The sequence below is a fragment of the Aquiflexum sp. TKW24L genome (genome assembly GCF_023502205.1).
Taxonomy (GTDB): domain Bacteria; phylum Bacteroidota; class Bacteroidia; order Cytophagales; family Cyclobacteriaceae; genus Cognataquiflexum.
In genome coordinates, this window is record NZ_JAMFLG010000011.1 from 89,195 (window position 1) to 101,393 (window position 12,199).

Sequence of the window (12,199 nt, forward strand, 5' to 3'; positions counted from 1 at the left end):
TTAGGGTTGAAGGATTACTTTGTTTAGGCCGGGTTCTTTGGCATACAGCCTTTTGAACCAAGCTGCACCATCTTCTAATTGGGCTGTCGCACTCAGTAAGGAGTCCACATCGACGAGCCCTTTTTCGATCAATTCGAGGACGATGCCGTATTCTCCCGCAATGGCACAACTGCCTTGCAAGCGAACTTCACGGGTGACAACAGCCTGAAGTGGGATTTCTACTTTTGGAGAAATATTGCCCACCAAGGTCACTGTGGCGGCTTTTCTTACATTTTCAATAGCCATTTTGATCGTTGCACTGACACCTACAGCTTCGAAAGCGACATCAGCACCACGGTTGTGGGTGAGTGCCAAAATGGATTCGTGGATATTAGAATCGGTAGCAGAATTAAAAGTATGGTCAGCCCCAAATTTTTTGGCAAGGGCCAATTTTTGGTCATCGATGTCAATGGCGATGATGGTACCTGCATTGGAAAGTTTGAGCAACTGCACCAAAAATAGCCCGATCATACCTGTGCCCACTACCAAAGCGGTGTCACGGAGATTGATGGGCGTGAGGTCGATCGCATGGGCCGCGACAGCCACTGACTCCACCATAGCGGCTTGCTCGAAAGTAACCGAATCCGGCAAATGGTAAAGGATATGTTCAGGCACAACGACAAATTCCGCAAAAGCGCCGTGTCTCTTATATTCCTTGGGAGAAACCCCAAGCACCATCCGGCTGTCGCTGAGGTTGTATTTTCCTTTGAGTGTGTACCAATCGTCAAGGTCATAAACCGTGGAATCGAAGGTAACCCGGTCGCCGACCTTGTAGTTTTTGACTAAAGAGCCAGCTTCGACAATCACTCCGGATGCCTCGTGGCCCATGATCAGGGGAGGATTTCTCCTTCCCGAACTCCCGTCAAAACCATGGATATCGCTCCCGCAAATTCCGCAGGCCTTGACTCTGACCAAAACCTCATTGGGTTTGTATGTCGGTTCGGGCATGTCTTTATACACCAGATTATTGTAGGATTCCAGTACCAGCGCTTTCATATTCAGGGGCAAAGAGTTAGAAAATAAAAATAAGGGAAATTTTGAAGAAATAGGAAAGCTTATGGTCGAATGGACCAATTAGATGCGGAAAGGATTCCGCTCCATAAATTTCTATTAATTTCAGTACAAATAAATGGTTAGAATTTCGATGAACGACATTTATTGACTCTTTTTATAAACCAATTTTTCACAAAAATCCTTACATTTAATTAAAGTTACGGTTATGATTAAAGAAACTGAGTTAAGAAACAGGCTTTCCAAAAAAATCAAACAGATACCTTCAGATAAACTGGAGTTGTTGGAGAATTTTATCCTTAAGCTTGAAAACCCTACCTTAAATAAAGAAGAGATTTTGTCTTTTTCTGGTTCATGGAATGATTTGGATAAGGATATAGCAAATGACTTTACTGAAAGATTGATTGCAAGAAGAGAAAACAGTAAAAGAAGAATAGATGGATAGAGTAATGATTGATACTGATATCCTTTCATATTTTTTTAGAGGAGATCAAGAGTAAAGATTAAATTCAAGGAATATTTAGAGCATTGATTTACTGATTGCCGGAATAGCTATTGAAAATAATTTGACATTGGTAACCAATAACGTGAATCATTTTGGTAGAATAAGGGATTTGAAAATTCAAAATTGGAAAAGCAAATAGTCTGATTTCCTGAGCCAATCGATATGCCTAATTATTTCCAATCCCAGTCTTTCACCAACGCTGATTTTGAATCTAAGCCTTTTGTCAAAGGGGAATATGAGTCGTGTGTTTTTAAGGGCTGTGATTTAGCAAATTCAGACTTGTCAGGTTCAATTTTTATAGAGTGTGAATTTTTGGGTTGTAACCTGCGCATGGCAAATCTTTTCAAAACAGCCTTTAGAGAGGTCAAATTCAAAGACTGCAAGTTATTGGGTTTGCGATTTGACAAATGCGAAATCATAGGATTGGTCTTGGGATTTGAGAATTGTGTTTTTGACCATGCTGCATTTTACAGAACAAAGCTGCAGAAGACGGTTTTCAAAAATTGCAGGTTGAAGGAGGCTGACTTCTCAGAGGCGGATTTTAGTGCTTCGGTTTTTGATGGCTCTGATCTTTCGGGGGCGGTTTTTGACAATGCTATTTTAGAAAGAGCTGATTTCCGGCTTGCTTCTAATTTTAATATCGATCCTGAGCGCTGCCGAATCAAAAAAGCGAAATTCTCTCTCGAGGGACTCCCGGGATTATTGGGAAAATATGGGATTGAAATTGGTTAGTTAACCTCACTAGTTCAAGTCTTCAGACTTGGACTTCCGAATTCACTTCATTATTTTTACCGCAATAGACACGAAGGCTTCGCAAAGGTCGCAAAAGGGGATTGATAATAAAATTTACCACAGAGTTCCCAGAGAACTCAGAGATAAGGGGGCATCATTCATAATTCTGAATTCGTCATTTATTTTCCTCTACGTCTTTGCGTGGGTTTCTTTTAGATTTCTCTCTGCGTTCGAAATGAAAAAGGGGAAGTTTTTCTTTCTTCGAAACATATTAAGAGATCCGACTTCTTTCTCTTTTTTTTGTCTCAGCGTCTTTGCGTGAGCAATAAAAAACACCTCCAGTCTTGAACCAAAAATCACATTTCCTTAAACTCCACCTTGCTGATGATATCCAAAGTCACGTGAAGCATCACTGCAGCCACTATGAATATTCCCATGCTGATACCGATCATACCATAGACAAACTGACTGGAAATGATGAATCCAAAAAGTCCTGCGGCGAGGGAAGGCAAAATCCCAAATAAAAACACGCCACCGATAATTACCGGTTTGATAAGCTTGCGGTCCCAACCTTCCTCAAACCCCACCTGCGTTGTCAGCGTAATCGCAAAACCCGTCAAGTAAAATGCCACCATACTATAAGGAAACAGCAATATCAATCCCCAGCTCAAGCCCGCTATCATCACTGTGGGAACTATCAGAATCACCGCAAAAATCAAGGTCTGATAAATGTCCAACTTGATCATGTTCCAGAATTTGGAAGGCCATGATGCGGGAATTAAAATGAAATATGGTTTTTTCAAATCTCCAACGCTGGATCTCCCCATTCCAGCCATAAAGTAAAAACCGACCATCATCATCAAATAGGCATAGATGATCTTGTGTGAAAACCAATCAAAATTAGACAATACGGCCATGATGATGGCAATCGCGGCAAATCCCAATCCATACAGTCCAAATAAAGGATGAAAATCCTGTCTCGAACTGTGGACGTAATTTCTCCAATACAGCGCTGTAGCGCCGATTCCAAAATCTTTCAGGTCCAGTTTTTTATTGAGATTCAAACTACCTGTGGATTCTGAGGCTTGTTGCTTTCCTTTTGCTTTTTCCTTTACCTCTTCATTTGATTGGGTAGAATCGAGTACATCTTCGTAATAGTGTCCCGCATGAGCCATTACAAGTTGTACAATAATCAAAAAGGATAATATATATACTCCAATGAAGCCAAGTGAAATCCAGATACTCTCATGACTTAAATAAGTAATGATTCCACGGCTCCAACCTACAAGAGGGAAGAAATCAAACCAAGAAGAACCAATCCAGGCAAACATTCCTTGCCAGAATTTTTCTGCCATCATACCGGGAATCAAGACCATCAAGAAGAGAATCACTCCTAGTGCAAATACACCGTTTTTGATATACCCGAGGATATTATATTTGGTATTGAGGGTGTAGATCAAAAACTTGATGGGTGACAGAATAAAAAAGAATAGGGTCACACCTATGGACATCAAAGCCAAATTCCAGAAATTGAGGTCAAAGACATCATTGAGCTGCGCAGTACTGTAAATGACGAATAGGAAAGATCCACCCAATGAAGGAATAATTGATCTTATCATGTAGTACATCAATAATTTCTGCGGGGAAACAGGCGAGGTAAAAAGCAGGTTTACATCGGCCATGCTGAAAAAGCTGATATTTTTCTTGGTAGCCCTAAAAAGTTGAAACATCAGGAATGCCAAAGCCAATAAGGTAATTCCCCCTGCAATATTCTGAACTGCAAAATCCACTTGCTCCAATTGCCCTGCAGCATCCTGAAGGTCCCCGATTTCTTCTTTACTGATCTCTGTCTTTTTACCGGTTCTACGGAAATAGAAGAAACTGAAATAACCCAACACAAATACGTAAGGCAACAGCCTCAGGGGATTTCTGAGAATCAGTTTGATGTTATTGACCAGGATAAATAGGTCCTTGCGAATTAGAAGTTTGAACTCATACATCTTTGGTCAATTCTAAAAAGAGGTCTTCTAAACTTGAATCTTGGGTGCTATCAAATGCTGTTTTGAGGTTGGCAAGTGTATCATTACCGATGATATTGCCATCTTTCATGATCATGATTCGATCAGCGATGGTTTCGACGCTGTCGATGAGGTGTGTACTGACCAAAATGGTTTTGCCCTGATCTTTGAGTTCGCGAAATATTTTTTTGGTGTTTTTGATCGCTTTTGGATCTAAACCGATCATAGGCTCGTCAAAAAACAATACCTGTGGATCAGGCAGCAAAGCACAACAGATAGAGACTTTTTGGCGCATGCCTTTTGACAAATCCCTTCCAAGTTTGTCCGCCTTGTCAGTCAGGTCATAGATTTCCATAAGTTCGGCCGCTTTGTCTTTCCAATCCTTGATGCCATAAGCCTGGGCGATAAACTGCATGTGTTCTTTGACCGTGAGCAGGTCATAGACATGGGGTGTTTCCGGGATATACGAGAAATATTTTTTTGCCGCTACTGAAAGATGGTCATGGCCGGCGATCTGGATCTCACCGGCTGTCTTGCGGAGCAGACCCACGATACATTTCATGGTGGTGCTTTTTCCTGCCCCATTGGGACCCAGAAGCCCGACGACTTCTCCGCCTTGTAATGAGAAACTGATGTTGTTGACGGCATTTTGTTTGCCGTATTTTTTGATTAATCCCGAAACCTCAAGCATGATGGATTACATAAAAATTTTTGATCTTCGGCAAATGTAACGCCTTCAGCGGATTTTGGTTTAGCACTTGACGATAAACGTGGATTTTCTTACATTAACAAGCATAATTCAAGATTACTTGAAAAAAACCACCCTTCAATATGTTCAGAATGATGCTTTTGAGATTCTTGATTCGTAAAAGGTCAAATAATTTCCATTTCAAAAAATAAACCCCCATTTCAATACCAAGCTGTTGAAAATGTACTCTTCCCTACGAACGGAACTGAATCCCGGAGGGATGGAGACATCTCTGAATGATGAAAAACCAATTTCTTTTGATCCCTCATAAAAGTTTGCTTCCTGCCTTTTGTATCCAATACTCAAGACAGATGCATGTTTTCCTTTTTTTGATTGGCGTCGGATTCCTATGCTCGGGTTCAAAAACAAACCTCCTTCATACCAGGACTCTGTCCACTCGGTTTCTACTCTTTTTTCCAACATGGCTGAGGCAGCCCCCAAGTCCATTCCAGCAAATAAGGTATGTCTTTTGCCTTTGTCCATGAAACCTCTCCAGCCTAAGCCCAATGGCATCAGGGTGAGATTAGGATAGGTATCCACTCCCACCAAAAATCCCGTGGCATGGTATTTATTGATCCACACGCCATTCAATGTTTGGAATGAAAAATTGACCCGTGTCGTGTATTCTTCAAAAAGGGTCTTCACCTGCCCGAACGAAGTGCCAAAATCTGTTTGGCTGAAAAAGGTTTTTTCTTGGGAATAGGCTTTTCCCAAAAAAGAAAAGAAGATCAGAAAAAGAAGCAGTGTTTTCTTCATTATCTCGATTTTGAATGGAAATACAACCCTCCAAGGGTTCGAAACCCTTGGAGGGTTTAAAGTTTTTTATAAATCAAACAATCACAGGATTTTTGACCTGAATGCAGCTTAGCGGTTTGAGTACAGACGGAGTGGAATAATCAAACTGACAAACCCCGTCGGGGCCGATTACAATCAATGATTTTGGACCAGGAATGATGTCCACGGATTTCATTGATTTCAAAAATTCAAGCTGATTTTTGTCGATGTTCATCACATCAGCCACATTGAAGCTTTTGAGGCCATGTTGTCCTTCAGCGATATAGAGGTAATCACCTGCAAGGGCCAAACCATGCGGATTCAACATGGTATAGGATTTCAATAACTTGGGATTGTAAGGATCTTTGATGTCCAATACCTGCAATTCATTAACTCCCTGACGGCAAAATTCGCCATTGCGGAGCGTCACAAATGCATAATTCTCATTGACGACTACAGGATCGCAGGCTGTGAAATGGGAATATTCAGCCATTTTTTTTGGATCTGAAGGCGTACTTGCATCATAGATATGCATGCCGGTGGTTGAACCGATGAAGAGTTTTTCCTGAAAAGGGAAAATGGTTTCAATTCCCCATCCTAACTCTATGTTTTTGATAAAGGTGGGCTCATCTTCTTTACTGACATCAAAAACCCTCAAGCTGTGTTGGTCCACTGCATATAAGTGTGCGCTCATCAGGGTGAATCTCGCCATGGAACCACCCTGACCATAACTTTGGCCCCCTCCTTTGCTACCGGAATCATTAGCAAACGACGAGAACTCCGGTCTTCCCCACCATCCTCCCCAGCCCCACATCCTATCGGATTCGCTCGTCAGGACAGTATCTTTCCAGGTGATGATTTGTCCAGTGTCAAAATTGGAATACATGCTTTTGAATACATCTTCTTCCCTTCCAACCATTTTGATACTCCTCACGTCACTGATATCAAAAGACAAGAGATCTACATAGTTGTCTGCATAAAGGATGTTGCTGTTGATAGCAAGATCTACATTGCCTGGGATATTGATAAAATTGAGGTTCTTGGGAGTAGCAGGATTGGAGTTGTCCAATATATGGATTCCCTTTTGCGGTTCATTGATAAATAGGTAATCCTCATAGATGTAGATTTTGCCGGGATTATCCAATTCTTTTCCAGGTTCTATGATGATGTCCGCCTCCCTTACAGTACTCATTTGGAGATAGACCGGAATGGAAGTTTTGTAAGAATAGGTGTTGGTAACCTCGTCATGACAGGAAGGCAACACCAAAAACATCATAAAGGCCAATACTAGATGGAGGCTTTTGCCGAATGTGGGGTTAGTGTCTTTTTTCATAGTGGTAAAATAATTGGTGTAGGATAAAAACAGTTTGTCAAAAGTTTGTATCCCCTTGACGATCTATAGTGTCATAGTGCTACAATGAGTATTAAAAAAAATGTAAAAACTTTTACTGGCAGAAATAAAGTTGGTATTGAAGCTAAAATCCAGATTGATCGTTTGCAGCTCTACAGGGAAATTCTCCTACCCTAGTCAAGCTTTTTACTCAATTTCCGCTCAAAATTTTCAAGGAGCTTTATGAATTTTTTGGCAATTTCTTCGGCAAACTCGCTTTGGAAATCTTCGGTGTAAAGCGGGCTATATTTGATTCTTTCGATGATCATATCAAGCCATCCCTTGCCGTCATCTATGAGTTCCTCATTAAAAGCCTCCACTGTTGCTTCCCTCGATCCAGAAAATGAATGTTGTCTACCCTGTTTTTTGAAGTATTCCGCAATGGTTTTCAAGGCAAGTTCATGGGTCAGCTCAAAAGTGCGGATGACCTTTTTTTGCATTTTCGCATCCATAGGTGCGGTTTTGTAGAGCCTTACAACTTCTTGTAATTCATCAAGAGCATCCTTGTAGTCGTCAAAGCATTTTTCGCAGGTAGGAGGAGCTATTTTCATAAGTAGTGGTGTCGATTTTGGAGTACAATTTATCTTCAAGAAGTTGATTGCGAAACCATAATTTAATTAAATTATCTCACATTATAGGACTGCATGAAAGGTTGACCACTTGGGGTGATGCCTTCGAGCCTTAACCTACCACTGAATTTTTCTAAATATTTCCCTACAGCTTCTGGATTTGTAGCAGGTTCACCATTGATCAATGTGATAACAAATCCATTGTTTAATCCCAGGTCCCTGAGATATCCTCTTGTCAACGCTGTGATTTTGATGCCGTAATTGATTCCGAACTTGTCTTTTTCAATGGTATTGACGGACTCTAACCTTGCACCAAGCAAATTGGACGTATAGTATTCTCTTTTGATGACTCCGGTGGTTCCTTCCAGATTTTGAAGGGTGAGGGTTGCAGTCTTGAGTTCATTTCCCCGCTTGAATTGTACACGCACTTTGTCTCCGGGTTTGTAATACGAAAGGACTTCCTCAAAGCTTCCTTTTCCAGTAATGTCAATATTTTCTATCCAAGTCACCACATCATTTTTTTGCATGCCGGCTTTTTCTGCGGCGCCTTCCCTGACCACATGGGTCACGATGACTCCATCCAGTGAGGGTAATTTCATGTCTTCGGCGAGTTCGGGTGTGATTTCCACCACATCCAATCCTGGAATGGCTTTTTGCACTTCACCATACTTGATCAGGTCAGTGGCGATTTTCATAGCGATGTCCACCGGCACCGCAAAACCATATCCTGTGTAGGATCCCGTCCTGGAAAGAATCGCTGTGTTTATACCAACCAATTCCCCATTGATATTGACCAAAGCTCCACCTGAGTTCCCGGGGTTGATAGGGGCATCTGTTTGGATAAAAGATTCCAAAGGAAATTCACCACCCAATATATTGATCTGTCTTTCCTTGGCAGAGACTATACCGGCGGTGACGGTAGAAGTCAGGTTAAATGGGTTTCCAACAGCAATCACCCATTCACCGATTCTTAGTGAGCGGCTGCTGCCCATAGATATTGCAGGCAGACTCACCCCTTCGACTTTCAGTACTGCAATGTCTGTGTTCTTATCTGTTCCGATCAATCTGGCAGGATAAGTTCTTTTTTGGTGGACGATTTCGATGGTTTCTGCCCGGTCAATGACGTGGTTATTGGTGATGATATACCCGTCAGCGCTGATGATTACTCCTGAACCTGTACTGACTCGTTGCGTTGGTTCTGTTCCAAAAAAATAGTCGAACATGCTGTAACGCCTTTGGTCCGTACCGGAAAAGTTTTTGATAAATACCACTGAAGGCGTGCTTTTTTCGGAAGCTTCGACAAAGGAAACCGGTGCATTTGCATATGCAGCCGCCTCTCCTGAATTATTGACCTGATAGGTGGAGCTCTTTGGTATTTCCAAGGCCGTATTTTTGGGAAATTCCTCCCTGGGGCTGAATTCATGAAAAGCCCATGCGCCCATCAGACCCGCTGAAAAGGCTAAAAGAACTGTCTTTGCATTTTTGATCATATTCTCCATAACGGTGTGCGCTGATTTTGGGTTGATCCTTTTGGGTATCGGTTAATTTGCCACCGATTTGCATGCCAAATTTAGCCCTTTTCAAAAAGACTGAAAAATTTGGAGGAAAAGTCCATTAACCTTGTAATTTTGTCATGTCAATAAGGGAATTTATCAGACAGATAGACTTTGTCCCTTGCTAATGCAAAATGAATTGATGTCAGGAAAGAAGAATGTAGCCATCCTTGGCTCTACAGGAAGTATAGGAACCCAGACCCTAGAGGTCATCAGATCACACCCCGAAAAATTTCAAGTAGAAGTCCTGACTGCCCAAAATAACGCAGATTTATTGATCAGTCAGGCTATTGATTTTCAGCCCAATTGCGTGGTGATAGCCAATGAAAGTCTCTATGAGAAGGTGCGGGATGTTTTGCTCCCATTGGGTATCAAGGTTTTTGCCGGAGAAAAAGCATTGGCTGATGTGGTTACTATGGAGACCATAGATATAGTGCTGACTGCACTGGTTGGATACTCCGGATTGATCCCCACCATGAAAGCCATCGAGGCAAGAAAGGCGATTGCCCTTGCCAACAAAGAGACCTTGGTGGTCGCAGGCGAATTGGTGACCAAATTGGCAGGTGAAAAAGGCGTGAACATTTATCCTGTCGATTCCGAACATTCCGCTATTTTTCAATGTTTGGTAGGTGAATTTCACAATCCAATAGAGAAAATTATCCTTACTGCCTCGGGAGGACCATTTAGGGGAAAAGACAGGTTGTTTTTGGAATCTGTGACCAAAGCCCAAGCCCTAAAGCATCCAAATTGGGATATGGGAGCCAAGATCACCATTGATTCTGCTTCTTTGATGAACAAAGGTCTTGAGGTAATCGAAGCCAAATGGTTGTTTGGATTGTCCAAAGAGCAGATTGAAGTGGTGGTACATCCACAATCGATCATCCATTCTTTGGTGCAGTTTGAAGATGGAAGTATCAAAGCACAACTTGGGCTACCGGATATGCGTATCCCCATTCAGTTTGCCTTAAGCTACCCAGATAGGTTAAAGGCAGACTTTCCAAGGTTTGATTTTGCCAAATATCCAAACCTGACTTTCGAGCAACCGGATATTGAAACTTTCCGCAATTTGGGTTTGGCTTACGAGGCACTTGCAAAAGGAGGAAATTCACCTTGTATCCTAAATGCTGCCAATGAAATCGTTGTGGCTGCATTTTTGAGGGAGGAAATTGGATTTCTAGAAATGTCTGACATTATCGCCGAAGCAATGGCCAAAGCGGATTTCGTCAAGAACCCGACACTGGAAGATTACATTAATACGGACAAAATGTCCCGTATCATCACTCAAGAATTAATAAAGAGTAAAGTATAATGGATACACTGATCATGGTAGCCCAATTGATATTGGGGTTGTCAATTTTAGTAGGCCTGCATGAGTTGGGCCACTTGCTTACCGCCAAAATGTTTGGCATGAGGGTGGAGAAATTCTCCATTGGATTCCCTCCAAAAATCATTGGATTCAAATGGGGTGAAACGGAATATTCCATAGGAGCAATTCCTTTGGGAGGATTTGTCAAAATCTCCGGGATGGTCGATGAATCTATGGATACAGAGCAGCTTTCATCCGAACCTCAGCCTTGGGAGTTCCGCTCCAAACCGGCTTGGCAGCGTCTGATTGTCATGCTCGGCGGTATCATCGTCAATGTCTTTACAGGAGTTTTGATTTTCGTAGTCCTAGTCTACCAAAGAGGCGAGACTTATTATTCAAGAGACCAAGTCATACAGAACGGAATTGTTGCTTTAGAAATCGGTCAGCAAATTGGATTTAAGGATGGCGACAAAATATTGGACATCAATGGATTGCCGTATGAAAGCATCAATGAATTAAGTGGGGGAGAGGCGTTATTGAGCAGTGGTGGATTTTATACCGTAGACCGTGGTGGAGAAATCATCAAAATCGAAATCCCAAGAGGTTTTATCAATTCTTTCAACAGTGAGCAGGCCATGTCCAGCTTTATCAACATTAGGGTTCCTTTTGATGTAAGAGAGGTTTCTCCTAACAGCACTGCGGAAAAGATAGGACTGAAAGTAGGTGACAAAATCATTGAAGTCAATGGCGCGCAGATCGCTTATTTCAATGATTTACAAAGTTCCCTTGCTGATTTGAAAGGAAAAGAAGCCACTTTGTTGGTGGAAAGAAATGGTGAAACCTTAGAAAAATCAGCCCAAATTTCTGAGGAAGGAACGATCGGAATTGCTGTAAATCCATTACTTGAACCCGTTGTCAAAAAATATGGTGTAGGTGAATCCATCACCAAAGGTACACAGCGTGCATTTGGAGTAGTTATTGTCAATGCCAAAGCTTTGGGGAAAATGTTTACCGGAGAAGTTTCTGCCAAAAACGTAAGCGGTCCGATCGGAATGGCAAAGATTTATGGCAACAATTGGGATTGGGTAAAATTCTGGAGTATCACAGGTTTGATATCTATGATCTTGGCCTTTATGAACCTACTACCCATTCCGGCACTAGATGGTGGACATGTGGTATTTTTGCTGTATGAAATGGTGTCAGGTCAGGCCCCTTCGGATAAGTTCTTGGAAAATGCACAGAAAGTGGGGATGGTTCTGCTTCTTGCACTGATGGTATTTGCCATTGGGAATGATATTCTAAAGCTGTTTACAGGACCTTAATTTAATTTGAAATAAAAATTTTAAAGGGGAAGAAAATTATTTTCTTCCCCTTATTTTTAAATATTAGTTTTTTGGGTATCATTGTTTCGTTAATCACCTTAAAGCCCAATTATGAGAATTAGTGCCACCCTTATTTTGATTCTGGCTACCTGCCTGTTTTCATTTTCCCAAGATTCTTTTGCTCAATCTGGAAAACCAAAATCCGGGTATAAATAATTGCTTAATAAGACTT

The 12,199-nt window shown here is 41.6% G+C and carries 11 protein-coding genes; 4 read left to right on the forward strand and 7 right to left on the reverse strand.

From position 1 onward, the window contains the following. Entirely contained in the window at positions 1-1,035 is a 1,035-nt protein-coding gene (locus tag M3O96_RS09535; protein WP_249720120.1) for a galactitol-1-phosphate 5-dehydrogenase, read from the reverse strand. A gap of 223 nt (positions 1,036-1,258) precedes the next feature. On the opposite strand from M3O96_RS09535, the gene M3O96_RS09540 reads away from it, so the two are divergent. Next, a complete protein-coding gene (locus M3O96_RS09540) occupies positions 1,259-1,495 on the forward strand; it encodes a hypothetical protein (RefSeq protein ID WP_249720122.1) in 237 nt (78 codons plus the stop codon). 222 nt (positions 1,496-1,717) lie between these two features. Next, positions 1,718-2,287, forward strand: a complete 570-nt coding sequence (locus M3O96_RS09545) for a pentapeptide repeat-containing protein (RefSeq protein ID WP_249720124.1) — start codon at positions 1,718-1,720, stop codon at positions 2,285-2,287. A gap of 356 nt (positions 2,288-2,643) precedes the next feature. Here M3O96_RS09545 and M3O96_RS09550 read toward each other — a convergent pair whose 3' ends face one another. From M3O96_RS09550 to M3O96_RS09575, 6 genes are all read right to left on the reverse strand, one after another. Then, the gene (locus tag M3O96_RS09550) at positions 2,644-4,287 is read right to left on the reverse strand and encodes a putative ABC exporter domain-containing protein (protein ID WP_249720126.1); all 1,644 of its coding nucleotides are present in this window, start codon (positions 4,285-4,287) and stop codon (positions 2,644-2,646) included. Beyond that, the gene (locus M3O96_RS09555; RefSeq protein WP_249720127.1) at positions 4,280-4,996 is read right to left on the reverse strand and encodes an ABC transporter ATP-binding protein; all 717 of its coding nucleotides are present in this window, start codon (positions 4,994-4,996) and stop codon (positions 4,280-4,282) included. The genes M3O96_RS09550 and M3O96_RS09555 overlap by 8 nt, the downstream gene beginning before the upstream one ends. A 198-nt stretch (positions 4,997-5,194) precedes the next feature. After that, positions 5,195-5,809 carry a hypothetical protein gene (locus tag M3O96_RS09560; RefSeq protein WP_249720129.1) on the reverse strand — a complete coding sequence of 205 codons (615 nt, stop codon included), beginning with the start codon at positions 5,807-5,809 and terminating at the stop codon, positions 5,195-5,197. Positions 5,810-5,882: 73 nt separating this feature from the next. Beyond that, a complete protein-coding gene (locus M3O96_RS09565; protein WP_249720131.1) occupies positions 5,883-7,160 on the reverse strand; it encodes a hypothetical protein in 1,278 nt (425 codons plus the stop codon). A 191-nt stretch (positions 7,161-7,351) separates the two neighbouring features. Continuing rightward, positions 7,352-7,768, reverse strand: coding sequence for a nucleotidyltransferase substrate binding protein (locus M3O96_RS09570; protein ID WP_249720133.1), 417 nt, complete (start codon positions 7,766-7,768; stop codon positions 7,352-7,354). Positions 7,769-7,839: 71 nt separating this feature from the next. Further along, positions 7,840-9,285 carry a S1C family serine protease gene (locus M3O96_RS09575; RefSeq protein ID WP_249720135.1) on the reverse strand — a complete coding sequence of 482 codons (1,446 nt, stop codon included), beginning with the start codon at positions 9,283-9,285 and terminating at the stop codon, positions 7,840-7,842. A 196-nt stretch (positions 9,286-9,481) separates the two neighbouring features. Between M3O96_RS09575 and M3O96_RS09580 the strand changes: the two genes are divergently transcribed. Beyond that, positions 9,482-10,648, forward strand: coding sequence for a 1-deoxy-D-xylulose-5-phosphate reductoisomerase (locus tag M3O96_RS09580; protein WP_249720137.1), 1,167 nt, complete (start codon positions 9,482-9,484; stop codon positions 10,646-10,648). Continuing rightward, positions 10,648-11,967, forward strand: coding sequence for an RIP metalloprotease RseP (rseP, locus tag M3O96_RS09585; protein ID WP_249720139.1), 1,320 nt, complete (start codon positions 10,648-10,650; stop codon positions 11,965-11,967). The genes M3O96_RS09580 and rseP overlap by 1 nt, the downstream gene beginning before the upstream one ends. Positions 11,968-12,199 lie beyond the last annotated feature (232 nt).

Bases quoted from the DNA above. Each gene is read 5' to 3' on its own strand.
- M3O96_RS09535 (WP_249720120.1), bottom strand. From the start codon at position 1,035: ATGAAAGCGCTGGTACTGGAATCCTACAATAATCTGGTGTATAAAGAC.
- M3O96_RS09540 (WP_249720122.1), top strand. From the start codon at position 1,259: ATGATTAAAGAAACTGAGTTAAGAAACAGGCTTTCCAAAAAAATCAAA.
- M3O96_RS09545 (WP_249720124.1), top strand. From the start codon at position 1,718: ATGCCTAATTATTTCCAATCCCAGTCTTTCACCAACGCTGATTTTGAA.
- M3O96_RS09550 (WP_249720126.1), bottom strand. From the start codon at position 4,287: ATGTATGAGTTCAAACTTCTAATTCGCAAGGACCTATTTATCCTGGTC.
- M3O96_RS09555 (WP_249720127.1), bottom strand. From the start codon at position 4,996: ATGCTTGAGGTTTCGGGATTAATCAAAAAATACGGCAAACAAAATGCC.
- M3O96_RS09560 (WP_249720129.1), bottom strand. From the start codon at position 5,809: ATGAAGAAAACACTGCTTCTTTTTCTGATCTTCTTTTCTTTTTTGGGA.
- M3O96_RS09565 (WP_249720131.1), bottom strand. From the start codon at position 7,160: ATGAAAAAAGACACTAACCCCACATTCGGCAAAAGCCTCCATCTAGTA.
- M3O96_RS09570 (WP_249720133.1), bottom strand. From the start codon at position 7,768: ATGAAAATAGCTCCTCCTACCTGCGAAAAATGCTTTGACGACTACAAG.
- M3O96_RS09575 (WP_249720135.1), bottom strand. From the start codon at position 9,285: ATGGAGAATATGATCAAAAATGCAAAGACAGTTCTTTTAGCCTTTTCA.
- M3O96_RS09580 (WP_249720137.1), top strand. From the start codon at position 9,482: ATGTCAGGAAAGAAGAATGTAGCCATCCTTGGCTCTACAGGAAGTATA.
- rseP (WP_249720139.1), top strand. From the start codon at position 10,648: ATGGATACACTGATCATGGTAGCCCAATTGATATTGGGGTTGTCAATT.